Raw genomic sequence first — 24,576 nt, 5'->3', positions numbered from 1 at the left:
GCATCCGACGCCACCGGTGGCCCGCGCCGTGGCCGAGGCCAAGGTGCCATGACAATTCCCTGACAATCGGCTGACCGCCCGCTGACAACCCAGGCCGCGTTTCGTGGTTCACTCCGGGCATCCCATCACGGGTTCACCATGAAACTTCGCTCCTTCCTCTCCTGTCTCGCGTGGCTCGGCTGCGCTTTCGTTGTCCTCAATGCCCAACTTGCGGCCGCCCCGGCGGACGTGGGTGCAACCGTGCGGCTCCGGGTGGACGTCGACCGCGAGGTCATGCCCGCCGGTCGTACGGACAAGGCCATCATCAAGGTCGCCCTCGACGGGCTGCGGCTGCCGCGGCGCGACGCGCGTCCGCCAATCAACCTCGCGCTCGTGATCGACCGCTCGGGCTCGATGAGCGGCGAGAAGATCGAAAACGCCCGCCAGGCCGCTTTGGAGGCCGTGCGCCGCCTAGGCGCCGACGACATCGTCGCGCTCATTGCCTACGACACCCAGGTGGAAACGATCGTGCCCGCCCGGCGCGTGGGCGACGGTCGGCTCCTCGAGCGCGCGATCCGCAGTCTCGAGGCCAGTGGCAACACCGCGCTGTACGGCGGCGTCACCTGCGGCGCCACGGAGGTGCGGCGTCACCTCGAGGACGAGGGCCGCGTCAGCCGGATCATCCTGCTTTCGGACGGGCTGGCGAACGTTGGCCCCAGTTCGCCTCAACAGTTGGGCCGCCTCGGCGCCTCGCTGATGTCCGAGGGAATCTCGGTGACGACGGTTGGGCTGGGGCTCGGGTTCAATGAGGACCTGATGACGCGCCTCGCGCAGCGCAGTGATGGCAACACCTACTTCGTCGAAAACAGCGAAGACCTGCCGCGAATCTTTGCCGCCGAACTGGGCGATGTGCTGAGTGTGGTGGCGCGGCGCGTCGTGATCGAGATCGAGTTTCCGAAGCACGTCCGCCCGGTCGGTTTCATCGGCCGGGAGGGGACGATCCGCGGCCAGCGCGCCGAGCTGACGCTCAACCAGATCTACGGCGGGCAGGAGAAGTTTGCGCTCGTCGAGGTGGAGGTGGCGCCCACCGCAGCCGGCGAGGAGCAGGAGCTGGCCCGTGCCTCGGTCCGCTACGATGATCCGGTGAACCGGCGCCAGGAGTCGCTGTCGGCCCACCGGTCCGTCCGATTCAGCGCTCGCGACACCGACGTGATCGGGTCGGCTAACCACAAGGTGCAGGCCGACTACGCCGCCAACGTGCTCGCCGTGGCCAAGGACGAGGTCGTTGCGCTCGTGGATGCGAATCAGCGCAAGGAGGCCGGAAGCCTGCTCGCCCGGCGCGCCGCGGAACTCGACCAGCTGGCCAAAACCTACCGCAACACCGCCGTCTCGAGCCTGGCCGCGCCCGCGGCCGCCGAGGCCAGGCGGGTCGACAGCGACGGGCTCGACGCCGCCGCCCGCAAAACCTACCGCGCCGACAATGCACAGATTCGCGCGCAGCAGAACGCGGGGCGCCAGTAAGCTTCAGCTCCTCGATCTGAGTATTGCTCTTCGCCCGCCGTCCGGCTCCCTAGGGTCCGTCGCCCGCTCACCTCTGCGCCGTCTGCTCCACTTCGTTCCCCGTGTCCCCGACTTCCCGCCGCATCTTCCTGTATTGGCTCCTGCTCCTGGTGCCGACGCTGGTCGTGGCGGCGGCGGCCGTGTTCTGGCTGCGACGGGAGCAGGCGCGGATCGGCGCCCAGGGTACGTACGCCCTCGAGTCACGCCGGGCGGCGGTGGCGGCGCGGGTGGCGCTGGTCGTCGAGAATGCCGAGCTTTTGGTCGGCGACGTGCAGGCCGGGCTGCTCGATGCGCTGGCGGCCGAACCGGCTGACCGCGTCGACGCCACGCTCGATGCCTGGGAAAAGGACAATCCCCTCGTGCGGGTCGGATTTCGCGCGACCGAGAACGGGCGGCTGCTTCGACCGGGCGCCAACGCGAGTGAAGAAGCGCGCGGGTTCTTGCGGCGGTTTGGACCGTGGCTGCGCGAGGCGCCACCGTGGCGCGAGGCGGATGCGGCTGCGGTCCCGCCGTCGGCGACAGCCGAGGCGCTGGCAGCCGCCGTGGCACGCGACAAGGCGGAGCGCGAGGCCGTGACGCAGAATACGTCCCAGATCCAGTCGGCGCGACGGGATGTGCAGAACCTCTTCAAATCGCGCGAGACGGTGGCGCGTTCGAAACCCGCGGCCGTCGCGCCGTCCTCGTCGCCGCGGAAATTCGACGCTCCTGCCACCGCGATTGCCGGCCAAAGCAGGATGGAATCCGACGCCATTGCTGCGCCCGTGGACCGAACCCCTGCCGCCGATGATCAGGCGGAGTCCGAGCGGCGTGGCTGGACGCCGCGCGTGGTTGACGGCCGGATGCACCTGCTCGGCTGGGTCAAACCCTCGGCGGCCGCCGAAGTGCGCGGCGTGGAGCTGCAACTTGCCGCGCTGGTGAACCGCCTCGGGGCCGCGTTGCCGGCGGAATATGCCGACGCCGAGGGCTACCTCTTGCGCGATGAACAGGGCCGCGTGCTGCACCAGGTCGGGCTCGTGCCGCGGGGCGGGGAGCCGACGGTGCGGTTGCCGCTCGCGCGCTCGCTGCTGCCCGGCTGGACCGTCGAGGGATATCTGGGCGAGGCGGCCACGAGTGCCGTTGGCGATGGCCGGGCGTTTTTTTGGATTGGGCTCGTGCTGGTGGCGATCTTCGTGGCGGCGGTGCTCGGCGGCGGTTCGCTGTTGGTCTGGCAGGCGCGACGCAGCGAGGCGGAGGCGGCGCAGAAGACCTCGTTCGTCGCGAACGTGTCCCACGAATTCAAAACCCCGCTCACGACGATCCGGCTCTACGCGGAGCTCCTGGAGCAGGGCCGCGTGACCGATGCCGCGAAGACCCGCGAGTACCTCGGCACGATCGGTCGCGAGACCCAGCGGCTGGCGCGGCTGGTCAACAACGCGCTCGATTTCAGCCGGCTGGAACAGGGGCGGAAACGCTATGCGCTCGAGTCGCTGGAACTCGGCGCCGTGCTGAATCGGTTGCTGGATACCCACGAACCCCGGCTCGCCGAGGCGGGGTTACGGCTCCAGCGTGAGTTCGCCTCTGGACCAGTGCCGGTGGTGACGGATCGCGACGCGGTCGAGCAGATCGTGCTCAACCTCCTCGACAATGCGGCGAAGTATGCCGCGGCTGGCGGGGAAGTCACGGTGGCGCTCGCGCCGGCGCTGGGACGTGCGCACGGCGGCGGTGCGAGCGTGTGCGTGCGGGACCGCGGACCGGGCGTGCCGCCGGAACACCGCGAGCGCATCTTCGCGAAGTTCCACCGGGTGGACGACACGCTCACCGCGGAGAAAGGCGGGACCGGCCTTGGGCTGAGCATCGCCCGGCAGCTCGCGCGCGGGTTGGGCGGCGAACTGCGGTTTGCGCCGCGCGCCGGGGGCGGGGCGGAGTTCATTTTGGAGCTGTCATGAAAGCCAGGATACTCATTGCCGAGGACGACCCGAACATCCGGCTGGGACTGATCGCCACGCTGGAGAGTGACGGCTACGCGGTGGTTGCGGCGGGAGACGGGGCGCAGGCGCTCCGGCTCTTTGCCCAGGAGAAGTTCGACCTGGTGCTGCTCGACGTGATGATGCCGAAGGCGAGCGGCTACGACGTGTGCCGGGAGATTCGGGCGGGCGGGGCGCGGATGCCGGTGCTGTTCCTCACCGCGAAGGGTGAGGAGATCGACAAGGTGGTCGGATTGAAGCTCGGCGCCGACGATTACGTGACGAAGCCCTTTGGCGTGCACGAGTTGCTCGCGCGGGTGGAGGCACTGCTGCGACGGAGCCGGGTCAGTGGGGCGGAGGCGGCGCCCGAACTGCCGCCGGTGTTTCGCTTCGGCGCGGGCGAGATCGACCGCCGCAAGTTCGAGCTGCGGGTGGAGGGACGCACCGTGCCGCTGACCGCACGGGAACTGCACCTGGCAGAGGTCCTGGCGGCGCATCCCGGAGAGGTTCTGACGCGTGATCAGCTGCTCAACGCGGTGTGGGGCGTGAACTATTTCGGCACCACCCGCACGCTCGACCAGCACGTGGCGCAGCTCCGCAAGAAGATGGAGTCCGCCGAGGCCGCTGAGGCGATCGTCACGATGCACGGCGTTGGCTACCGTTATCAGCCGCCGGCATAAGCTGCGGCCGGGGGGCTAAGGCTGAAAGACTGAATGCTGAAAGCTGAAGCCTGAGGCCGGAAGACGGAAGCCAGAGGCCGGAAGCCGGAAGCAGGAAGGCGGAAGGGGCGGATGCCGGGGCCGAAGTCGAGAGTCAGGAGTTCGGTGACCTCCTCCGCTCTCTGTGACCCGCCCAATCAACCGGGCTTCTCCGCTGCTCAGTGTCTCCGCGGTTCATTTTAGGTCGTACGCGGGCCCTGGCCCCAAACGGAGCTAACTAGCCAGATTTGGCTAGTTAGCTCACGTAACTAGCCAGAATTGGCTAGTTATCTCGGACTCCGGCTTCTCCGGCTTCCGGCCCCTGGCCTCTGGCTTCAGCTTTCAGCAATCAGTCCTTCAGCCCTCTCCACCTCCGGCCTCCCGCCAGCGCGGGCGGGCGGTGCTCAAGACGGCATTGGAGACCGCCATGTAAGGAAGTTCGGTTCCGGATACGGCGGCACGAAGGAGGAGGGCGCCGCGGCTCATGTCACCACGACCGACGAAATCGCCCGGGAAGAGCAGCCGGTTTCCCAGACCCTCGAGCAGGACATCGCGGTACTTTGGTGTCGCGATGCTGCCGAGCAGCACCGCCGTCCCGTCCGTGCCGAGCTGGCGCGCGAGCCGGCGGAGATCGCGGAGGAGTGGTTTGCGGTAGCGTGGGTCCCCGGCTGAGATATCCACCTCGCCAAAGGCGCGCAGGTCGTGAGGGCTGACGCGCAGCTCCGGATCCGCCAGACCCTGGTTGGTGGTGATGACGCGGATGACGTCGCCCAGGTCGCCGCGGGCGAACCGCCGGGCGTAGGTGATCTTCCCACGAAAGTAGAGGCCACTCGCGAAGGTGAACGCCTCGGCGAGCGTGATCCCTTCGCGGTGCAGGGTTCGCGCCAGCGGAAACGGCGCGCGGGGGTTGAGGAGGAGCCCGGCGCGGACGCCGTCAACCTTGGCGGGGGAGAGAAGAAACACCTTCACGCCCGCGATCGACCCGCCTACCGCGCCGCGGTTCGGGTCGGGCGGACAGACGCCGCCCTGGATTGCCGGAGCCGGCCATCGCCGCCCGGGGGGCGTCAGTGCGCGCGGTGCGCGGCCGAGACAATGACGATCGCGACGAGAATGATGGGCAGAATGATGCCGAAGAGGCCCCGCCAGAGCAGACCACGGGTGCCGTACCGAGGAATGCCGCAGAGCGCGAAGATACCCGCGGGGATGGCGGAGAGCATCACGAGCAGCGGAATCGTCGTGAGGATGAAGTGCACGGCACCGGCAGGGGTACGCGTGACGATCACGCTCAGCGCGAGGTTCAGCGCGATCGAGCCGGGTACGGCGAGCGCCGCATAGGCGGCCACCCGGTGGTGCAGGGTGAAGGGCGTGGCCGGTTTCGGGGGCGTGGCGGGCGAAAGATCGGTGGCGGATGGCATGCGACAGGTTTTCGGCGCGGTCGGAACGGAGGCAGCCTTGGTGGACTGCGGGCGGCGATCACGGGGACCTACAGCTTTGCGGCGGACGCGTGCCGACCCCAGCCGAAAATCCGCCCACTCGCTCCTCGCGTCGCGGCGCGGGGCCTTGCAGCCTCACCGCGTTTTCATCCTGGTTCCCCGGCGTCACGTGAGCACCAAGCGCATAATCCTGATTCTCGCGGCCTTCACGGCGGCGGCGCTGGGCTTCACCGTGCTGCTGTTTGGACTGGGCGCGGCGGCGCGGCCGGACCGCACGGCTGGACCGCGCGAACACAGAGCCAAGGAACTCGCGGCGGTCGAGTCTTCCCGGCGGGCGGCGGATCAGCTCGACCTGACGCACCCGCCTGTGGTTGCCCGCGCGGTGGACTATGCGGAGCGCGAGCGCGGCCGCTGGTGGCCCAAAGGCGAGGCGCCGATCCTTGCCGAGTTGGTGGCGGAAGGTGCATTGCCGCCCGTCGCGGTGCGGGTGGGCCCGGAGCCGGTGGTGATGGAGGGTGTGGATGGCATCGGGCGATACGGCGGAACGTGGCACCGGCTGGTGAATTCCATTACCGACCTGAACACGATCTACTGGCGGCTTTCGGCGTCGAATCTCGTGCGCTGGTCGCCGCATGGGTATCCGATTGTTCCGCACCTGGCGAAGTCCTGGCAGGTGTCACCCGACTTTCGGGTTTACCGGTTCACGTTGCGCGCGGGAGTGCGTTGGTCCGATGGGCATCCGGTGACGACCGAGGACATCCTGTATTGGTACCGGGATGAGCTCGGGTACTTTGAGGCGCAGCCGCGGAACCTGCTGCGGGCCGGCGCGACGCTCGGGCGGGTGGAGAAGATCGACGACCTGAACGTGCGGTTCGTGTTCGACGAGCCGAACCCGCTGTTCCTGGAGCGGCTGGCGTCGACCAGCATGAACTACGAGGACTTTTCGGAGCACGTGGTGCCGGAGCATTACCTGCGGCGCTACCATCCCGCGCTCGGCGACCAGGCCCTGATCAGGCGCACGATGCAGGCGCTCAAGCTCACGAGCCCGATCGCGCTGTACAAGCACGTGAAGCACCACATGAACCCGGAGCATCCGCGGCTCTGGCCATGGGTGCCACACACGTTCCGGGCGACGCCGCCGCAAATTTTCGTGCGCAATCCGTATTACTGGGCCGTGGACACGCAGGGCAACCAGCTGCCCTATCTCGACCGCCTGGTGATGGACGTGCGCAGCAACAACCTCATTGCGATGGCGGCGGCGAACGGCGAGCCCTCGATGCAGGACCGCCACATTCGTTACGAGGACTACACGCTGCTGATGGATAACGCGGAGCGGAACGGCTACGCGGTGTATCACTGGAAACCCAGCACGCAGTCCCTCTTCACGCTGTTCCCGAACCTGAATCGCCGCGTGGATCCGGCGCGACCGGAGACGCGGTGGAAGCACGCGCTGCTGAACGAGGCGCGGTTCCGGCAGGCGCTGTCGCTGGCGATCAACCGGCCGGAGATCATCCGGGCGGAGTTCAACAACGCGGTGACGCCGGCCCAGCTCGCGCCGCCGCCGGACTCACCGTACGCCTACGAGCCGCTGCGGAATTCGTTCATCGAGTACGATCCGGCACGGGCCAACCGCCTGCTTGACGAACTCGGGCTGACCCAGCGCGACGCGGAAGGCTACCGCACTTTTCCGGACGGCACGCGCATGGGGTTCATGATCACGCTGAGTGATTACACGATTGAGGGCCCGGCGCAGTTTGTGATCGATGACTGGGCGGCGGTGGGGGTGCGGGCGGCGTATCGGATGCGCGCGCGCCGGCTGTTTGAACAGGAGAAGCTCACGCTGGAGCACGACATCACGGTCTGGACCGGGGAGAGTGAATTCTACCCGCTGGTGGAGCCGCGGAATTTCGTGCCTACGTATTTCGAGGCCTTCTACGCGCCCGGGTTTGGTGCCTGGTATCAATATGGCGGACGCTATGGTGACCCGGCGGCGCGGCGGCCGAGCGCGATCGAGCCCCCCGTGGGACACCCACTCCGGCGGGCGATGGAACTCCTGGACGAGACCCTCGCGCTGACGTCGGAGCCGGCGCGGATCGCGCATTTCCAGCAGGTGTTGGCGATCGCGGCGGAGCAGGTGTGGAGCATCAGCATTGCGACGCCTCCGCCGCAGCTCGTGGTGGTCAAGAATGGCTTCCGCAACGTGCCCCGGACCGCGCTGTTCGGCGGCAACTTCCAGTCGCCAGCGAACGCCGGGATCGAAACCTATTTCTGGGACAAGCCGGCGGAGGACCCCCTGACCTTCGCGGCCACGAAACGGGCAGTGGCGCACATCGTGCCGGAGCCGGGGCTCGGCGCCGGCATGCTGGCGGCAGACGCGGAGCGCCCCACGTGGTTCGGGCGGATGCTGGGCGGCCTGATTCTGGCCGCGGCGGGGCTGGTGGTGGTGCTGCTGGCCGGGCGCCACCCGCTGATTGGGCGCCGGCTCCTGCTGATGGTCCCGACGCTGCTGGTCGTGTCACTGATCGTTTTTGCCCTGGTGCAGTTGCCACCGGGCGATTTCGCGACGGTGCGGGTGATGCGGCTGGAGATGCAGGGAGGCGGGGAGGCGGAGGCTCTTGCGGCCGAGTTGCGGAAGAGCTTTCACCTGGATGAACCGTTGCTTGAACGGTACGCGCGCTGGATGGGCTTCAAGTGGTTCGTTAGCTTCGAGTCGCAGGACGCCGGCCTGTTGCAGGGCAATCTGGGCTTGTCGATGGAGCACGAGAAGCCGGTGAGCGAGGTGATCGGGGATCGGGTGATGCTGACGCTCGTGGTGTCGGTCGCCACGGTCATCTTTACGTGGGCGGTGGCATTGCCGGCGGGAATATTCTCCGCCGTGCGCCAGTACTCGGTCGGGGACTACGTCCTCACATTCGGGGCGTTCCTGGCGATGTCGGTACCCTCGTTCCTGCTGGCTTTGATCACGATGTACGCGGCGAAGCGTTGGCTTGGATTAAACATCGACGGTCTGTTTTCACCGGAGTTTGCGACGATGCGCGGCTGGAACTGGCCCAAGATCGTCGATCTGTTGAAGCACCTCTGGCTCCCGGTGATGGTTCTGGGGTTCGGCTCGGCCGCCGGGATGATCCGCGTGATGCGGGCAAATCTGTTGGACGAACTGAAGAAGCCATACGTAACAACCGCACGTGCCAAAGGCCTCAGGCCGATCCGCCTGTTGCTGAAATATCCGGTGCGGCTGGCGTTGAATCCGCTGGTTTCGAGTCTCGGCGGACTTTTCCCGCAGCTCGTCTCGGGCGGTGCGATCGTGGCGATGGTCCTGAGCCTGCCGATGGTAGGTCCCACGTTGCTCGATGCCCTCGTCGCGGAGGATGTCTATCTCGCTGGCTCGATGCTAATGGTGCTTAGCGTGTTAGGTATGGTCGGCACCCTTGTGAGCGACCTCCTGCTCCTGTGGCTCGATCCGCGCATTCGGCTTACGGCGGAACCACCGGCGTAGTCCCGGGCGGGTGCGCGGGAGCGAGTGCGGACACGCGCTGGGGAGCATCGCACAAAAAAGCGCGAGCCAATGGGCTCGCGCTAAGTATTGGGCTAGAAAAGAATAAGCTCAGACCTGAGCGGCGACGGCAGCGGCAGGGGCCGGTGTGGCGGCGGCTTGGGGAGCAACGCCAAAGAACTCGACGATGTGCTCGACGTCGGTGAAGCCGCGATCGCGGAGCTTCTGCTGGACGGCCTCGACGGCTTTTCTAAGTTCTTCGGTGGTCGCGTCATCCAGCTCTTCGATACGATTCGTCTGCTTGCAGACGACGTGGTAACGGGCCGGCCCGCCGAGATTCATCTCGTACATCGCGGTGCCGTTGTGGAAGAACGCCCGGCGAACGACGCCGATTTCCTCGAAAGCGGCGACGCAGCGGTAGACGGTGACGAGATCGCAGTTGTCCGCGCCCACATCCTCGTGAATCTGTTCGATGCTCGTCGGCTGGGTGCGCTTGCTCATGGCACCCAGAATGGCGAGGCGAGGCTGCGTGATGCGCAAGCCAGCGGCTTTAAGCTTTGCCGTGGCAAGCTCCACCGGAGTGGAAGGCTTGGCTACCGGCTTGGCGGCCGGAGGAAGGGAGGGGTTCGGTTGAGTCGAAGCGATCATGTTTCACGGCGATTTTGACGCCGCATAGGGGAATTTCCAGATAATACTCGTTAGCAATAACACGCATATGCAATTGCCCGGCCCAAGCGACGGCTCGAGGGTTGCGCGGGCGGGGCGGGTGTGCCAATCTCGCGTCAATCGGCTCATGCAAAACCCGGATTTTTCCGAGATCGTCGCCCAAATCTGCAAGGAGGACTCGCGGTATGACCGCAAGGCCTACGATTTCGTCCGATTGGGCTTGGAGCACACGGTCAAGGAGTTGCGCAAGCGTGATGCCGTGCGGGCAGAGCGTTCGCGACACGTGAGTGGCCCCGAATTGCTGGATGGGCTGCGTGCCTATGCGCTCGAGCAGTTTGGTCCGCTGGCGAAGACGGTGTTGAATACTTGGGGTATTCAGAACTGCCGTGATATAGGCGATATAGTATTCAATTTGATCGAGTATAATGTGTTCTCGAAAACTGAGAATGACCGCCGGGAGGATTTCGCGGATGTCTTTGATTTTGATGACGCCTTCGTAAAGCCGTTCCAGCCGGTCCGGCCGCGTTCTCGGGGGACCACCTCTGCGGAGGCCTTCGGAGCGGCCTGATCGCCGTGCGCAGGAACGGGGACGAGCGCCGGATATCCCCGGGGAAGGAGGGCGGCAGGACCCCTTGTCGGCCGCCTGTGTTTTCGGTCGACCCAAGGGGGGGCCGCGGGGCTAGATTGCGGGGATATGGCAACCAAGACCTCTGCGGGGCGTGACATCGGGATGTTGGAGCGATTTTGGGCTGAGCCGGTTGCCCGGACCGTTCTGCCCAATGGCGTGACGTTGCTGGTCAAGCGGGACACCTCGGCTGCGCTGGCCTCGGTTCAGGTCTGGGTGAAGACCGGGAGCATCCACGAAGGTATGCATCTCGGGGCGGGGCTCTCGCATTACCTGGAGCACATGCTTTTCAAGGGCACCGAACGTCGGGCCGGACGCGAGATCAGCGCGACAGTCCAGGCGCATGGCGGCTATATCAATGCGTACACGACGTTCGACCGGACCGTGTACTACATCGATCTTCCGAGCGAACATACCGGTGTGGCGATCGACATCCTGGCGGATGCGGTCCTGCACTCGACCTTGCCGGCCGACGAGGTGGCCAAGGAGAAGGACGTCATCCTGCGGGAGATCGCGATGACCAAGGATGATCCGGACGACCGGCTGTGGGAGGCGATGTTTGCGACGGCGTTCCGTGAACACCCGTATCGCCATCCGGTGATCGGCCACCGGGACGTGTTCGCCGGCATCACCCGTGACCAGTTGGTCGCGTACTACCGGGAGCGGTACGTGCCGAACAATCTCGTGGTGGTGGTGGTGGGCGACGTGGAGCCGGCGGACGTGCTGCGTCAGGTGCAGGAGCACTTCGGCGCTGCGACGCGCACGGCGCTGGCGTCGGTGCTGGTGCCGGAGGAACCGCGGCAGCTCGGCCCGCGTGCCGAGCACCGATTTGAGGACGTGGAGGTGACGCGGGCGGTTCTGGCGTGGCCGATTCCCGGACTGGCGCATGAAGATGCGCCCGTGCTCGACCTGCTCGCCACGGTTCTGGGGCAGGGCGACAGCTCCGTCCTTTGGCAGGAGGTGCGTGAGCGGGCGAAACTTGTGCACAGCATCGATGCCTCCAGTTGGAATCCGGGCACGAACGGCCTGTTCTGCGTCTCGTTCACCTGCGCGGCCGAAAAGCGGGCGCGGGCCACCGTGGCGGTGGAGCGCCTGCTGGCGCGCATTGCGGTCCGCGGGTGCACGGCCGCGCAGTTGAAGAAGGCGCTGCGACAACTGGTGGTGGGCGAGATCAATACCCGAAAGACCATGAGCGGCCAGGCGGGACAGTTGGGCGCGGCGGAAGTGGTGATCGGCGACCTCGACTACAGCCGGGCCTATTTCACGCAACTGCGGGCGGTGACACCGGCGGCGGTGCGGGCTGTGGCCGCCCGTTATCTCGTGCCGGAGCGGCGGACGGCGATCTCGCTGAATCCGACCGCGGCGGCCCCGAAGGTCGGAACGTCCGTCGAGGGCCGGGCGGCCACGACGGACTTCACGGAGGTGCGCCTGCCCAATGGGGTCAGGTTGCTTCTGCAACCCGACCAGCGGCTGCCCAACCTGCATTTCCGTTTTCTCCTGCAGGGCGGGCCGCTTTTCGAGTCGGCCGGCAAACGCGGGGCGACCTCGCTGTTGGCGACGATGCTGGCGAAGGATACCCGGCGCCGCAGCGCGGCCGAGGTGGCGCAGTACATCGAGGAGGTGGGCGGCGCGTTTTTCCCGTTTTCCGGCAACAACAGCCTGGGCCTCGGCGTGGAAGTGCTGCCGACGGACGTCGACCGGGCGCTGGAGGTCCTGACTGATGCGGTGCTCGCCCCCGCCTTCAAGCCCGCCACCTTCGCCACGGAGCGGGAGGCGCTGATCGCGGCGCTGCAACAGGACGACGACGACGTGGTGACACATGCCCGGAAGCGGCTGCGCGAGCAGTTTTTCGGATCCCACCCCCTGGCTTACGACCCGCAGGGTAACCAGGCCGGGGTGAAGGCGCTGACCCCGGCGGACTTGACGGCGCTGTACCGGCGCCTGTGCGTCGGGGGCAACGTGGTGTTGGCGGTCGCGGGTGATTTCGAGGCGAAGGTGCTCGTCCCGCGATTGAAGGCGTTTCTGGGCCGGATCCCGAAGGGTACGGTCGCGGTGCCGGCGCCGGAGCTGGCGCTGCCGGCGAAGGCCGGCGATTTCGCCGAGCATGCAGCGCGCGAGCAAGCGGTCGTATTGCAGGGCTTCCCCGGACCGCGGGTGAACGCGCCCGACTTCTATGTTGCCGAGGTTGCGGATGAGCTCTTCAGCGGCATGGCCGCGCGGCTGTTCGAGCGCGTGCGGGAGGAAAAGGGCCTCGCGTACTTCGTGCGGTCCGGCCGGGTGATCGGGCTCGAAGCGGCGATGTTCTACTTCTTTGCGGGCACCCAGCCTGGCCGCGAAGCGGAGGTCCTGGCGGAAATCGATGCCGAGATCGCGCGCGTGCAGGCCGGCGAGGTCACGACGGTCGAGCTGACGCGCTGCCAGGCGCGGCTGAAGGCGGGGCGGCGGCAGGCGCTGCAGACCAACTCCGCGCGCGCCATGCACGTGGGCATCAACGCGCTGCAGGGCCAACCGATCAATGACTGGAAGAACTACGATGGCCGCGTCGAGGCGGTGACGATTGCCGATCTGGCGACGTTTGCCCGGCGCTACTTCCAGCGGGCCCAGCGCGTGCAGCTTAGTGTCACGCCGAGCTCGAAGTAAAAATAAGGATACGGAGACAAATAAAGTTTACACAAATGGCTCGACATCCCGGGCGCGGCGACCCAGGGTGCCGGCGCTATGCAAACTGCTGCCTCAAAAACTGTGATGTTCGTCTGCGCGCTCGCAGTCTCCTGCCTGCTCGCAACTCCCGCGGTTCGCGCCGCCGGTACTGATACCCCCGACACTCCGTCCGCCAAACAGGCCGCCGCCCAGGCGAAGAAGGACGCGGAGATCCTCAAAAAGTACGACAAGAACGCCAACGGGGTGCTCGACCCCGACGAGTTGGCCAAGCGGCAGGCCAACGTTGAGAAGATGAAGGCCCTCCGTGAGGCCAAGAAGCGCAAGGCGGAGGAGCGCGCCAAGGCGAAGGCGGCCGAGAAGGCCCCGGCGACATCGTAGGCGCGAGCGGCGGCATCCGACCCCGGCCGAACTCCGGCCGGGGTTTTTGTTTTCCCCGGGCCCGCAGGGAGCAACGCCCGGCCGGGCGGTGCAGATCAGATCTTCTCGGCGAAGGCTCCGCTCCAGTTCAGCTTCGTCCGCACCACCGTGAAGTGGGAGTAGTCAGGCCGCTGCACGAGCGGCAGCCGCTGTTTGGCCATCGAGATCTCCACCGCGTTGGCGCTGACCTTCAGGTTGCGCTGGCCGTCCATCGCCACGAGCAGCCGGGAGCTGTCGGAGCGGTTGAAGACGCGGATGCGGACGGTGTCGCGAAAGATGATCGACCGGTTGCTAAGCGTATGTGGGCAGATGGGCGTCATCGCGATGACGCTGGCGGCGGGGTGCAGGATCGGCCCTCCGGCCGAAAGATTATAGGCGGTTGAGCCCGTGGCCGTGGAGAAGATCAGGCCGTCGCAGGTGTAGTCCGTCACGAGTTCGCCGTCGGCAAACACCTCAAGCCGTACCAGGCGCGAGTTTACCTCGTCCTTGATCACCACGTCGTTCAGCGCGAGGTCGTGCGACCCGGTGCCGGTGGAGCAATCGAGCATGGTGCGGTTCTCGACCCGGAACTTGCCCTTGAGCAGGTCGGAAAAGTGCGCGCGGGCCTCGTCGGAGGAAAACGTGGTGAGGAAGCCGAGGCTGCCGCGGTTGACCCCGATGATCGGAACCCGGCATTGGGCCGATTCGCGCGCGACGCCGAGCAGGGTGCCGTCGCCGCCGATCACGCAGCAGGCGTCCCAACCTTTCAGATACCCGCGCGGCAGGGGGAAGCGGGTGGTGGACTTGAACTGCACGCCCATCTGGCGGGCGATCGCCGCGAGCTCGCGGCCGAGCGCGGGGGCGCCGGCCTTGTCCTCGTTCACCACGAACGCGAGCTTGCGCAACGGTTTCATTCGAGGCGTGGACACTACGCAGGGTGCCGGGGAAGTCTAGGGACTTGTTGCGCGGCAGGCCGCGCGGCGCCACTCAGATCGCTTTGCGCAGCCCGAGCAGAAACTCACGGTTGCCGTCGGCGCCGGTGATGGGCGAGTCCATCGTGCCGACGAGTTCGGCGCCCGGCAGTTCGGCCAGCGCGAATTCGCGGACGCGAGTCAGGACGCCTTCCTGTACCGCCGGGTCCCGGATGACGCCGCGGCCCTTGTCGACCTCCTCCTTGCCGGCTTCGAACTGCGGCTTCACGAGGGCGACGAGCGTGCCGCCGGGGCGGAGGAGCGGCCAGACCGCCGGCCAGACGGTCGTGAGCGAGATGAAGGAGAGATCCATCACGATCGCATCGTAGGCGGGGCGCGGCAGGTCGGCGGGCGAGATGAAGCGCGCGTTGAGCTTCTCGATGTTGGTGACGCGGGGATCGCCGCGCAGCTTGGCGTGGAGCTGGGCGCGGCCCACATCGACGCAGACCACGTCCGCGGCGCCAGCCTGCAGGGCACAGTCGGTGAACCCGCCGGTGGACGCGCCCACGTCCAGGACATGGGCGCCGCGAAAATCGAGATGGAACTGATCGATCGCGCCCTGGAGCTTTTCGCCGCCGCGGCTGACGAAGCGCGGCGGCTGGTCGACGGTAATCTCGGTCTCGACCGGGAAATCCTTGCCGGGCTTGTCGAGTCGTTCGGTGCCATGGCGCACGCGGCCGCTCATGATGAGCGCCTTCGCCTGGGCGCGCGACTCGGCGAGCCCGCGGGCGACCAGCAGTTCATCCAGACGTTGTTTCTTCGGCGCGGCCATCGTGGGCAGTATCGCGCCGACCCGGGGCGGGGCAAGTGGGCAGAACGGCCGGTGCGGGTCGCCCTGAGCTCAGCGGGTGCGACGGCGGCGAAGCGCGGGCAGAATCTGTCGGGCGGGAGACCAGCAGGTGGTGCGCCCGCCGATGGTGGCGTGCGCGAGGGGCGTGCCGGAGCGGGGGTCGAGACCGCCGGGGCGCCAGCGATGAAGGAACAGCCACGTGCGCGGGATGTTCACGTTGAGATCCGGCGGCAGCGTGTCGCCACGGCCGGCGATGGCCGCAAGCGCCAACCGGCAGACGTGGCGGCATTCGCGCCACAGCGCTCGGACTTCGGCCGGAGTGAGCGTGCCGGCGGCACGGCGGGGGTGGATGCCGGCGCGCCAGAGAATCTCGTCGGCCATCCAGTTCCCGATACCTGGGAAACGCTCCTGCATCAGCAGGACCGCCTTGATCGGGGCGCGGCGGCGGCGTTGCAGGAATGTGCTGACGGCCTCGACGGTGAACGCGTTCGAGAGCAGTGCGGGCGCGATGCGCGTCCACCACGCCGGGGCCTCGCGGCCGAGGTGAAACTGCACCCGGCCAAACATGCGCGGATCGTTCAATACCAGGGCGTGATGGCCGGATGCCGATTTTCGGGCGGAGTGGGGCGGGCGGGCGGTGATCAATACCAGATGATCGTGTTGCCCAGGTTGGTAGTCCGCAGGCTGCACGCTGAGCTCACCGGTCATCCCGAGGTGAATGCCGAGCCAGACGTCCGCCTGCCCCGAGGCGCGTCGGAAGCGAAAGAGCATCTGTTTGGCGCGGGCTTCGGACCCCACGAAGGTCGCGCCGCTGAGGGCGCGCTGGAGCGCCGGCACGTCGACACCGCGCAGGAGCTTCTTGCCCTCGTGCAGGCGAATCTTGACCACGTGGTCGCCGCGCGCGGCGAGATCCCAGCGCTTGCGATAGAATTCAACCTCGGCGAGTTCGGGCATCTCGGTGGCCGCGGGCTAGGAGGCCGCGAGCGATCGGGCAAACTCTACGAGCGTCGGGAAGACGTGCAGGTTCGGAATGCCCCGCGCGGCCCACTGGTCGGCGGTGAGCTTGCCGGTGCAGACGACCGCGAGGTTGATCCCGGCATTCTGGCCTGCCTGCACGTCGGCGAGATTGTCGCCGACCATCCAGCAGCGGTCGGGATCGAGTCCGTGCCGCGCGATGCTCTCGAGGATGAACCGCGGCGACGGCTTGCGGTACTGCTGCGGCTGGTCGGGCGCCTCCGGAGCGATGCAGACGTCGGTGAACAACGGGGCGGGCAGGCCAATCAGCTCCTCCATGCGCGCGTTGCAGCGCAGGGTGTCGTCGAGCGTGTACATGCCGCGGCCGATGCCGGACTGGTTCGTGAAGAGGAAAAGATCGTAGCCCTGCGCCTTGGCGCATTGCAGCGCGGCGGGCACACCGGGAATCAATTCCACCCCGGCCGGGTCGGCCAGGTAGTGCTTGTCGAGGATCAGCGTGCCGTCGCGATCGAGGAACAGCGCGGCGCGGCCGGGTGAGGCGGAGGACGGGTGCAAGCGGAGGAAAGGCAGCGCGGGTCAGCGCCGGTTGACGTATGCGATCAGCTCCGCGGGCGTGACGGTGGCCGTGCCGAGCTTTCCGACCACGACGCCGGCGGCGGCGTTGGCAAAATGAGCGGCGGTCTCGAGCTTCGCACCGGCGGCGAGCGCGAGGACGAGGCCGGCGAGCGCGGTGTCGCCGGCGCCGGAGACATCGAACACCTCGCGCGCGGCGGTCGGGATGGTCTGCACGATGCGCCCTTCCGAGCTGAGCAGCATGCCGTCCTCGCCGAGCGTGATGACGAGATGCCGTGTGCCGTAGAGTTCGTGCAGCCGGGCGCAGACTTCGGCGGCGGGGAAGGGGACGTGCGGGGATGGCTCAATGCCGGCGAGCTGCAGCGACTCGCGTTTGTTTGGCGTGATGAGATCGAGCCCGTGGAACGCAAGGCGCCGCTTGGGCTTCGGATCCAGGGCGACGATCTTCCCCTTGGCCCGCGCCAGCTTGGTCACGCGCGCCACGAGCTCGTCCGTGAGTATGCCTTTTGCGTAATCGGAGAGGATGACGGCGTCGCACGCGGCGATGGCCGGCTTGAGCAGCTTTTCGGCGGCGTCCGCGCCCAGTTGATACGCAGTCGGCGCGGCCTCGCGATCGAGGCGGCAGAGCTGCTGGTGCTGCACGAGTACGCGCGTCTTGACGATGGTTGCCGCTGTGCCCGGCGTCGGGAGGGTGGTGATGGCGCGCTCGTGCAGGATCGCGGTGAGCTTGGCGCCTGCTTCGTCGTTGCCGAAGAAGCCGGCCACGGTGCAGGTCGCGCCCAGCGAGGCGATGTTCAGTGCCACGTTGGCCGCGCCGCCGGCGGTCCAGCTGTCCCGTGCGATGTCCACCACCGGGACCGGAGCCTCGGGCGAGATGCGGGTGGCGTCGCCCCAGACGTAGTGATCGAGCATGACATCGCCGACGACGAGGATGCGCAGGCCGGTGATCTTCTTGAGCAAGGAGGGCAGCGCTTTCATCGGATCTCCCAATCGTAGGGGTGGCTCGAGAGCAGGCGCGGCGCGCGGTCGGTAACCTGGACGACATCCTCGATCCGGCATCCGCCGAGGCCGGGGTAATAGAGCCCGGGTTCGACGGTCACGACCGCGCCGCGAAGGAGCGGCGAGTCGACCACGCTGCTCAGGCGCGGGGGTTCGTGGACGGCGAGACCGAGCCCATGGCCGGTCCCGTGGAAGAAGCCGATGGAGCGCTGCGGCGTGCGGCGGGTTTCATAGCCGCGGGCGGCAAAGAGCTCGACGACCTTGGCGTGGACGCTGCGGCCATTGACGCCGGTCTTGATCAGGCCAAGCGCGGCCAGTTGGGCGTCGCGCACCGCGGCGACGAGCGCGCGCTGCGCGTCGCTGGCGCGGCCCTTCAGGTAGGTGCGGGTCATGTCGCCGTGGTATCCGGTGGCCACGAGGCGGGGAAAGATGTCGACGATCACCAGCTCGTGCGGGCGGATGGGGCCGGAACCGGTTTCGTGCGGGTCGCAGGCCTGATCGCCGCCGGCGACGATGGTGCCGGTGGAAATGGCGCCGGCCTCGAGGCAGGCGGCTTCCACCGCGAACTTGAGGCTTTCGCTGGTGACCGGCCGGCCGCGATAAACGAGCTGGCGACCCTTGATACGGCTGCCGCGGAGAATGCGCTCCACGGCCGCGAAGCCGAGGGCGCTGCAGCGGTTGCCTTCGCGGATCTGCGCCGCCTCGGCGGCCGACTTGATTTCGCGCTCGGGGAAGAGCATGCCCCGGGCGAAGGTGAGCTTGAGGCCCAGCGCGGTCAGCCGGGCGTAGAGCGCGGCCGGAAAATCCTCGGCGATGGTGAAGCTCGTTTGCTTCAGCTTGCGGGCGGTCACGGCGATCACCTCGGCGGGGCCGACTGCGCGTTGCGGCCACTTTTCGCGCGCGGACTGCATGCCTTCCTCGAGCGGAAGGACGACGTCGAAAGCGGAGGTTCGCTTCACCCGCCCGAATTCCAGCGCGCTGACCACGGCGTATTTCCGACCGCGGCAGCCAAAGGCGATGAATGCATCCGGCACCTTGATCCGGCCAAAGTAGAGCGCGTCCGCATTATGTTCCGAGTCGGCGTACAGCAGCGGAGGAGGGAGAGGGCGGGCCATGGGTGCAGAGGAGTTGAAAGGCCGAAGCTGAGTCGCGGCCGGCTGGCTGACAAACGCAAATCTGGCCGCGGCCGGTGCCGCGCGGCGGCGGCGTCCACAGTGCCTCGGGTGGCGTCTTGCCACCGTCAGGCGTGAGGCGTATGAGCGCGTTCATGCATCCCTGGCTCCGGGTCGTTCTCGCGCTGTCTGCAGTGGTCGTCGCGGCGGGCCTGCCCGCCTGTGCCCAGAAGAAGTCCGGCGTCGAGAGCCGCAAGACGGTGGCCGACTTCTTCTCGATCAAGGTGGGGGAAAAGGTGGTGCGGCTGCAGCTGGCGGTGCTCGATGTCGAGCAGGAGCGGGGGCTGATGTTCCGACGCGATCTCGGACCAGACGATGGCATGCTCTTCGTGTACCCCCGCACCCAACGGATGAGCTTCTGGATGCGGAACACGCCGACGCCGCTCGACATTGGGTACTTCGATGCGCAGGGCGTGTTGCGGGAAATCTACCCACTCCAGCCTTTCGACGAGGCGGCGGTGGCCTCGCGCAGCACGGAGATCAAGTTTCCGCTCGAGATGCCTCAGGGCTGGTTTGCCGCGAAAGGCGTGCGACCGGGGGCCCAGCTGGATCTGAAGGCGGTGGCGGCCGCACTGAAGGAGCGCGGTTTCGAGCCGCGGCAGTTCGGGCTGGGCGAGTTTCTCTGAGGACCGCATCGGTCCTCGGGCCGCCGGGGCGCGCACGATCCCCCGATGGCGAGCGCACGGGGCCGAATGGTACCGGCAACGCGCTGACGATGCACCGGCGGCAGAGGTCCGACCAGGCTGACGGCGCTATGCCTGCCGGGCATAGCGGCTAGGGAGAGGAGGCATTTCCAGGCATGACGGGCGATCCCTATACTCGCCGGCCATGCCAACCCGATCAGTCCAGCCGATTGCGAAGGAGGAGATCCGCCATGATGCGTGACACGCTCGCGTTCCGTACGCTCCTCGCCATTGCGCACCAGCGCCACGGGCTCGATGAGCGCCGTTGCCGCAGTGTGCTTGAGTTCCTGAGCACGGCCGCCGCCGTGCGCGCGGCGCTGCGGCGGGAGTTGGCTGATTTTGAACTGACCGACCTGAGCATGGCCGTGCTCGTGGTCCTGTTTGCCCTTGATCCTGATCCGTCCACCCCGGCCGACCTTGCCGAACACACCGGCGCGACGCGTTCCGCGATGACCGAGGTGATCGATCGGCTGGAGACCCGGACGCTGGTGCTGCGGCAGCGCGACACGCGCGACCGCCGCATGATCTACATTCATTTGACCGAGACCGGCCGCACCCTCGCGGACAAGGCACTAGTCCGGTTCCTCGAGGCGAGCGCCCGCGTGGCCCAGCACCTCGAGGCGAGCGCCGGCGACGCGTTGCTCGGCGCCTGCGACCGGCTGAACCGGGGTCTCGCCTGACCTGCTTCCTCAACCTCCCGCCATTCTTCCCATGAAAACTCGTTACGTCATCTGGATCGTTGCCGCCCTGGCAGTCTTTGCCGCCATCTTCGCGGTTCGGTTCGCGAAAGATCGCCGTGCACTCGCGGCGCGCGCCGGAATGGTCCAGCCGCCCACCACTGTCAGCACGGCCCTCGTGCAGCAGGTCACCTGGCCGAACACCGCCCGCGCCGTTGGCACGATCACGAGCCACCGGGGCATCACGGTGCAGAACGAACTCGAGGGGGTGGTGCAGCGCATCGCCTTCAAGTCGGGCATGACCGTCCCTGCCGGGGCGCTCCTGGTGGAACTCGATACCTCCGTGGAGACGGCCACTCTCGGTGGTCTCGAGGCCCAGGCAAAACTGGCCGAGATCAACGTGACCCGCGCCCGCGATCTGCGGACCAGCAACACCAACACCCAGTCCGAGCTCGATTCGGCGGAGGCGGTGTTGGCCCAGACCCGGGCGGCCGTCGACCAACTGCGGGCGACCATCGCCAAGAAGCGGATCGTGGCGCCGTTTGCCGGCCGGCTCGGCATCAGCCGGATTTACCCCGGCCAGCTGCTGGCCAAGTCCGAGGCCATCGTGGAACTCGAGTCGCTGGAGTCCGTGTACGTGGACTTCAGCCTGCCCCAGCAGGAGTACGGCCGCGTGGCCGCCGGCGGGGTGGTGCACCTCCGGGTGGATGCGCATGCCGGCCGGATCTTCCAAGGGGTGATCGAGGCGGTCGCGCCGCGCGTGAACAGCGCGACCCGCACGCTGAATGCCCGCGCGCTGGTGCCGAACCCGGATGAGGCCCTGGCGCCCGGCATGTTTGGCAACGTCGAGGTCGTTCTCCCTGGAACCGAGAACGTGACGGTGCTGCCGACGGCTGCGATCGTGTACAACCCGTATGGCAATTTCGTGTACGTCGTGGAGCAGGGCGCTGCGGTGCAGCGGTTCGTCCAGACTGGCGCGCAGCGCGGCAATCTCATTGCGGTCACGTCCGGCGTGAAGACCGGTGAGCAGGTTGTCACCACCGGCCAGATCAAGCTGCGCAACGGCGCGCCGGTCCGGGTCGACAACTCGGTCGTGCCGTCGGCCAATCCGACGCCGGCCCCGAAGGAAGGCTGATCAACCGGATTCCGCTCCCATGAGATTCACCGATCTGTTCATCAAGCGACCGGTCCTGGCGACCGTCGTTAACCTCTTCCTCCTGCTCGCAGGCTGGCTCGCGCTTAAGGAGATGACCGTGCGCCAGTATCCCGAGACCAAGAACTCGATCATCACGGTCCAGACGGCCTATCCCGGCGCGAGCGCCGACCTGGTGCGCGGCTTCATCACCACACCGCTCGAACGCGAGATCGCCTCGGCCGACGGCATCGACTACGTCGAGTCGGTCAGCGCGCCCAACGTCTCCGTCGTGCGGGCCCAGCTCCGGCTCAACTACGATCCCAATGATGCGCTGACGCAGATCACCTCGAAGGTGAACCGGGTGCGCAGCGAATTGCCGGAAGCCGCCGAAGACCCGGTGTTCGAAATCCAGGTCGGCGAGACGACCGCGTCGATGTACCTGAGCTTCGCGAGCAGCTCGCTGAACGCGAACCAGATCACCGACTACCTCGTCCGCGTGGTCCAGCCGAAGCTCTCGACGATCGAGGGCGTGCAGAAGGCCGAGATCATGGGCGCCCGGACCTTCGCGATGCGCGTATGGCTCAAGCCGGATCGCATGGCCGCGTTTGGCCTGAGCTCCGCCGAGGTTTGGAACGCGCTCAAGGCCCAGAACTACCTCTCCGCCGTCGGCAAGACGAAGGGCGAGATGACGATCGTGAACCTGAACGCCAAGACCGACGTGCACAACGCCGAGCAGTTCAGCCAGCTCGTCCTCCGGGAACAGCAGGGGGCGGTCGTGCGCGTCGCCGATATCGCGGACGTCGATCTCGGCGCCGACGACTACGAGACCAAGGCCCTCCTGAAGGGCAAGGACGTGACCATGATCTCGATCTCCGTGCTGCCCACGGCCAATTCGATCGACGTGATCAAGCGGGTGCGCTCGGCGTGGCCGCTGATCGCGAGCCAGCTGCCCCCGGGCATCGAGGGCGGCATCGCGTACGACGCCACCGAGTTCATCAACGAGTCCATCACCGAGGTCCTGAAGACGATCGTCGAGGCCATGGCCATCGTCATCCTGGTGATCTACCTCTTCCTGGGCTCGTTCCGTTCGGTCATTATCCCGATCGTCGCCATCCCGCTGTCGCTGGTGGGCTGCGCGGTCCTGATGCTGGCGATGGGCTTCTCCATCAACCTGCTGACGCTCCTGGCGATGGTGCTCGCGATCGGCCTGGTGGTCGACGACGCGATCGTGGTGGTGGAGAACATCCACCGCCACATCGAGGAGGGACTCACGCCGTTTGACGCGGCCATCAAGGGCGCGCACGAACTGGTGGGGCCGGTGATCGCGATGACCATCACGCTGGCCGCCGTGTATGCCCCGCTCGGTCTCCAGCAGGGCGTGACCGGCGCGCTGTTCCGCGAGTTTGCGTTCACGCTCGCGGGGTCGGTTGTCGTGTCGGGCTTCGTGGCGCTCACGTTGTCGCCGATGCTCTCCTCGCGCCTGCTGCGGCATAATCCGAACCCGCGGGGCATCGAACACTTCCTCGACGTGGCGTTCGAGAAGCTGCGCGGCGCCTATGAACGGCTGCTCGACCGCGTGCTCGAAACCCGGCCGGCGGTGTATGCGATCGCCCTGTTGCTGGTGCTTTCACTCGTGCCGTTCTTCCTCATGACGAAGAAGGAGCTGGCGCCGGCGGAGGACCGCGGGTTCGTCGTGGCGATGACCAAGGGAGCGCCGAATGCCTCGCTCGAGCAGGCGATGCAGTCGCTCAACCAACTCAGCACGGTGGTGACCGCGTTCCCCGAGACCAACACGTTCTTCACCGTGGCCGGCGTGGACATGGGCTCGCATCTGCCGGCGCCCAGCTCGGGCCTGATCGGCCTGCAGCTGAAGCCCTGGAGCGAGCGCCAGCGGGGTTCGGGCGAAGTGAGCCAGCTCCTGACCTACCAGGCGTCGGGGATCGCCGGTCTTTCGACCGCGGCCTTCCTGCCGCCGGCATTGCCCGGCTCGGGCATGGGCATGCCGGTGCAGTTCGTGGTCTGCTCAACCGACGATCACGAACGCGTGGTCAATGTGGCCAACGAACTGCTCAAGCGCGCTCTGGCCAGCGGCAAGTTCATCTACGGCGACAACGACCTCAAATTCGACATGCCGCAGGTCGACCTCGAGGTCGACCGCGACAAGGCCGCGACCCTCGGGCTGAGCATGCAGCAACTCGGGGCGGACATCGGCACCATGCTGGGCGGCGGCTATGTGAACCGCTTCTCGATCCAGGGGCGGGCCTACAAGGTCATTCCCCAGGTTGAACGCAGCTTCCGCCTCACGCCGGACCAACTGGGCGACTATTACGTGTCGTCCACGAAAGGCGGCCTCGTGCCGCTGTCGTCCGTCGCGACCCTCGTCTCGTCGGTGCAACCGCGCGACCTGCGCCGCATGCAGCAGCTTAATGCGGCGACGCTGTCCCTGCTCCCCGCGCCGGGAGTGTCGATGGGCGATGCCTTTGACTGGCTCACGGCCGAGTCGAAGCAGGTGTTTCCCGCGGGCTACAGCGTCGAATACAAGGGTGAACTGCGGCAGTACGTGCAGGAGGGCAGCTCGCTGCTCGTCACGTTCGCGCTCGCCGTGGTGGTGATCTTCCTCGTGCTGGCGGCGCAGTATGAAAGCTGGCGCGACCCGTTCATCATCATGATGGCGGTGCCGCTCTCGCTGGCAGGTGCGATGGTGTTTCTCTTCTTTGGGGCCGCGACGCTGAACATCTACACCCAGGTCGGTCTGATCACCCTCGTCGGGCTGATCACGAAACACGGCATCCTGATGGTCGACTTTGCGAATCGGCTGCAGGAGGAGGGCCACGATGTGCGGAAGGCGATCGAGCACGCTGCGGGCATCCGCCTGCGCCCGATCCTCATGACCACCGCCGCCATGGTGTTCGGCGTCCTGCCACTGGTTTTCGCCTCCGGCGCGGGCGCCGAGGCGCGGTTCAGCATGGGCCTCGTCATCGCGACCGGCATGTCGATCGGCACCTGTTTCACGCTGTTCGTCGTGCCGGCGTTCTATATCCTGATCGCTCACCGTCGCACCGGCACCGTCGCGGCGGCACCGCTTCCAGCCTCGCATTGAGGTGCAATGTCCCGCGCCGGGTCAGTGCCTTTTGGCCCGGCGTTGGG

20 protein-coding genes and 1 pseudogene are annotated in these 24,576 nt (G+C 67.1%); 12 read left to right on the top strand and 9 right to left on the bottom strand.

Features of this window, described 5'->3' with window-relative positions; genetic code table 11:
• The first annotated feature begins 138 nt into the window (after positions 1 to 138).
• The 3 genes from DB354_RS07315 to DB354_RS07305 all read left to right on the top strand — a co-directional run bounded on the left by DB354_RS07315 (position 139) and on the right by DB354_RS07305 (position 4,162).
• On the top strand, positions 139 to 1,500 hold the full coding sequence (locus tag DB354_RS07315; protein WP_107834797.1) for a VWA domain-containing protein: 1,362 nt from the start codon (positions 139 to 141) through the stop codon (positions 1,498 to 1,500).
• A 101-nt stretch (positions 1,501 to 1,601) separates the two neighbouring features.
• Positions 1,602 to 3,464 carry a HAMP domain-containing sensor histidine kinase gene (locus tag DB354_RS07310; RefSeq protein ID WP_107834796.1) on the top strand — a complete coding sequence of 621 codons (1,863 nt, stop codon included), beginning with the start codon at positions 1,602 to 1,604 and terminating at the stop codon, positions 3,462 to 3,464.
• Positions 3,461 to 4,162, top strand: coding sequence for a response regulator transcription factor (locus DB354_RS07305; RefSeq protein ID WP_107834795.1), 702 nt, complete (start codon positions 3,461 to 3,463; stop codon positions 4,160 to 4,162). Before DB354_RS07310 ends, DB354_RS07305 begins: the two co-directional genes overlap by 4 nt.
• A 375-nt stretch (positions 4,163 to 4,537) precedes the next feature.
• Here the strand turns inward: DB354_RS07305 and DB354_RS07300 are convergent, their stop codons facing one another.
• Positions 4,538 to 5,149 carry a hypothetical protein gene (locus DB354_RS07300; protein WP_107834794.1) on the bottom strand — a complete coding sequence of 204 codons (612 nt, stop codon included), beginning with the start codon at positions 5,147 to 5,149 and terminating at the stop codon, positions 4,538 to 4,540.
• A gap of 95 nt (positions 5,150 to 5,244) precedes the next feature.
• Positions 5,245 to 5,595 carry a hypothetical protein gene (locus DB354_RS07295; RefSeq protein WP_107834793.1) on the bottom strand — a complete coding sequence of 117 codons (351 nt, stop codon included), beginning with the start codon at positions 5,593 to 5,595 and terminating at the stop codon, positions 5,245 to 5,247.
• Here DB354_RS07295 and DB354_RS22985 point away from each other — a divergent pair.
• Positions 5,594 to 7,462, top strand: a pseudogene (locus tag DB354_RS22985) (ABC transporter substrate-binding protein); the annotation flags it as partial. The gene DB354_RS07295 and the pseudogene DB354_RS22985 sit on opposite strands and share 2 nt — an antisense overlap.
• A 618-nt stretch (positions 7,463 to 8,080) precedes the next feature.
• Positions 8,081 to 9,109, top strand: a complete 1,029-nt coding sequence (locus DB354_RS22980; RefSeq protein WP_343205568.1) for an ABC transporter permease — start codon at positions 8,081 to 8,083, stop codon at positions 9,107 to 9,109.
• Positions 9,110 to 9,217: 108 nt separating this feature from the next.
• On the opposite strand, the gene DB354_RS07285 is transcribed toward DB354_RS22980, so the two are convergent.
• Positions 9,218 to 9,754: a transcriptional repressor gene (locus DB354_RS07285; RefSeq protein ID WP_107834791.1), complete on the bottom strand. Its 537-nt coding sequence runs from the start codon at positions 9,752 to 9,754 to the stop codon at positions 9,218 to 9,220.
• 145 nt (positions 9,755 to 9,899) lie between these two features.
• On the opposite strand from DB354_RS07285, the gene DB354_RS07280 reads away from it, so the two are divergent.
• The 3 genes from DB354_RS07280 (at position 9,900) to DB354_RS07270 (ending at position 13,436) form a co-directional block, all read left to right on the top strand.
• The gene (locus tag DB354_RS07280) at positions 9,900 to 10,340 is read left to right on the top strand and encodes a Minf_1886 family protein (protein ID WP_107835023.1); all 441 of its coding nucleotides are present in this window, start codon (positions 9,900 to 9,902) and stop codon (positions 10,338 to 10,340) included.
• A gap of 216 nt (positions 10,341 to 10,556) precedes the next feature.
• Entirely contained in the window at positions 10,557 to 13,037 is a 2,481-nt protein-coding gene (locus tag DB354_RS07275) for a pitrilysin family protein (RefSeq protein ID WP_233256578.1), read from the top strand.
• A gap of 102 nt (positions 13,038 to 13,139) precedes the next feature.
• On the top strand, positions 13,140 to 13,436 hold the full coding sequence (locus DB354_RS07270; RefSeq protein ID WP_146180146.1) for a hypothetical protein: 297 nt from the start codon (positions 13,140 to 13,142) through the stop codon (positions 13,434 to 13,436).
• Between the two features lie 95 nt (positions 13,437 to 13,531).
• Here DB354_RS07270 and DB354_RS07265 read toward each other — a convergent pair whose 3' ends face one another.
• The 6 genes from DB354_RS07265 to DB354_RS07240 all read right to left on the bottom strand — a co-directional run bounded on the left by DB354_RS07265 (position 13,532) and on the right by DB354_RS07240 (position 18,877).
• Complete coding sequence (locus tag DB354_RS07265; RefSeq protein WP_107834788.1) at positions 13,532 to 14,368, bottom strand: NAD(+)/NADH kinase; 837 nt, start codon at positions 14,366 to 14,368, stop codon at positions 13,532 to 13,534.
• A gap of 73 nt (positions 14,369 to 14,441) precedes the next feature.
• A complete protein-coding gene (locus DB354_RS07260) occupies positions 14,442 to 15,197 on the bottom strand; it encodes a TlyA family RNA methyltransferase (RefSeq protein WP_107834787.1) in 756 nt (251 codons plus the stop codon).
• Positions 15,198 to 15,266: 69 nt separating this feature from the next.
• A complete protein-coding gene (locus DB354_RS07255) occupies positions 15,267 to 16,169 on the bottom strand; it encodes a DNA-formamidopyrimidine glycosylase family protein (protein WP_107834786.1) in 903 nt (300 codons plus the stop codon).
• 15 nt (positions 16,170 to 16,184) lie between these two features.
• A complete protein-coding gene (locus tag DB354_RS07250; protein ID WP_158277414.1) occupies positions 16,185 to 16,745 on the bottom strand; it encodes an HAD-IIIA family hydrolase in 561 nt (186 codons plus the stop codon).
• Positions 16,746 to 16,766: 21 nt separating this feature from the next.
• Positions 16,767 to 17,741 (bottom strand): PfkB family carbohydrate kinase, encoded by a 975-nt coding sequence (locus DB354_RS07245; protein ID WP_158277413.1) that lies wholly within the window; start codon positions 17,739 to 17,741, stop codon positions 16,767 to 16,769.
• Positions 17,738 to 18,877 carry a Xaa-Pro peptidase family protein gene (locus DB354_RS07240; RefSeq protein WP_107834783.1) on the bottom strand — a complete coding sequence of 380 codons (1,140 nt, stop codon included), beginning with the start codon at positions 18,875 to 18,877 and terminating at the stop codon, positions 17,738 to 17,740. The genes DB354_RS07245 and DB354_RS07240 overlap by 4 nt, the downstream gene beginning before the upstream one ends.
• A 152-nt stretch (positions 18,878 to 19,029) precedes the next feature.
• Here DB354_RS07240 and DB354_RS07235 point away from each other — a divergent pair, with 152 nt between their 5' ends.
• The 4 genes from DB354_RS07235 to DB354_RS07220 all read left to right on the top strand — a co-directional run bounded on the left by DB354_RS07235 (position 19,030) and on the right by DB354_RS07220 (position 24,529).
• On the top strand, positions 19,030 to 19,560 hold the full coding sequence (locus tag DB354_RS07235) for a DUF192 domain-containing protein (RefSeq protein WP_107835022.1): 531 nt from the start codon (positions 19,030 to 19,032) through the stop codon (positions 19,558 to 19,560).
• 248 nt (positions 19,561 to 19,808) lie between these two features.
• Positions 19,809 to 20,297, top strand: a complete 489-nt coding sequence (locus DB354_RS07230) for a MarR family transcriptional regulator (protein WP_158277412.1) — start codon at positions 19,809 to 19,811, stop codon at positions 20,295 to 20,297.
• 31 nt (positions 20,298 to 20,328) lie between these two features.
• Complete coding sequence (locus DB354_RS07225; RefSeq protein WP_107834781.1) at positions 20,329 to 21,429, top strand: efflux RND transporter periplasmic adaptor subunit; 1,101 nt, start codon at positions 20,329 to 20,331, stop codon at positions 21,427 to 21,429.
• 19 nt (positions 21,430 to 21,448) lie between these two features.
• Positions 21,449 to 24,529, top strand: a complete 3,081-nt coding sequence (locus DB354_RS07220; RefSeq protein WP_107834780.1) for an efflux RND transporter permease subunit — start codon at positions 21,449 to 21,451, stop codon at positions 24,527 to 24,529.
• The last annotated feature ends 47 nt before the right edge of the window (positions 24,530 to 24,576 follow it).

This window comes from Opitutus sp. ER46, assembly GCF_003054705.1.
Classification (GTDB): domain Bacteria; phylum Verrucomicrobiota; class Verrucomicrobiia; order Opitutales; family Opitutaceae; genus ER46.
Note: the sequence above shows the minus strand (reverse complement) of the source record. Positions and strands in the feature narration are given on the sequence as shown.

Coding starts and splice junctions, on each gene's coding strand:
- DB354_RS07315 (WP_107834797.1), top strand. CDS start 139: ATGAAACTTCGCTCCTTCCTCTCCTGTCTCGCGTGGCTCGGCTGCGCT.
- DB354_RS07305 (WP_107834795.1), top strand. CDS start 3,461: ATGAAAGCCAGGATACTCATTGCCGAGGACGACCCGAACATCCGGCTG.
- DB354_RS07295 (WP_107834793.1), bottom strand. CDS start 5,595: ATGCCATCCGCCACCGATCTTTCGCCCGCCACGCCCCCGAAACCGGCC.
- DB354_RS07285 (WP_107834791.1), bottom strand. CDS start 9,754: ATGATCGCTTCGACTCAACCGAACCCCTCCCTTCCTCCGGCCGCCAAG.
- DB354_RS07280 (WP_107835023.1), top strand. CDS start 9,900: ATGCAAAACCCGGATTTTTCCGAGATCGTCGCCCAAATCTGCAAGGAG.
- DB354_RS07265 (WP_107834788.1), bottom strand. CDS start 14,368: ATGAAACCGTTGCGCAAGCTCGCGTTCGTGGTGAACGAGGACAAGGCC.
- DB354_RS07260 (WP_107834787.1), bottom strand. CDS start 15,197: ATGGCCGCGCCGAAGAAACAACGTCTGGATGAACTGCTGGTCGCCCGC.
- DB354_RS07255 (WP_107834786.1), bottom strand. CDS start 16,169: ATGCCCGAACTCGCCGAGGTTGAATTCTATCGCAAGCGCTGGGATCTC.
- DB354_RS07245 (WP_158277413.1), bottom strand. CDS start 17,741: ATGAAAGCGCTGCCCTCCTTGCTCAAGAAGATCACCGGCCTGCGCATC.
- DB354_RS07240 (WP_107834783.1), bottom strand. CDS start 18,877: ATGGCCCGCCCTCTCCCTCCTCCGCTGCTGTACGCCGACTCGGAACAT.
- DB354_RS07235 (WP_107835022.1), top strand. CDS start 19,030: ATGCATCCCTGGCTCCGGGTCGTTCTCGCGCTGTCTGCAGTGGTCGTC.
- DB354_RS07230 (WP_158277412.1), top strand. CDS start 19,809: ATGATGCGTGACACGCTCGCGTTCCGTACGCTCCTCGCCATTGCGCAC.
- DB354_RS07225 (WP_107834781.1), top strand. CDS start 20,329: ATGAAAACTCGTTACGTCATCTGGATCGTTGCCGCCCTGGCAGTCTTT.
- DB354_RS07220 (WP_107834780.1), top strand. CDS start 21,449: ATGAGATTCACCGATCTGTTCATCAAGCGACCGGTCCTGGCGACCGTC.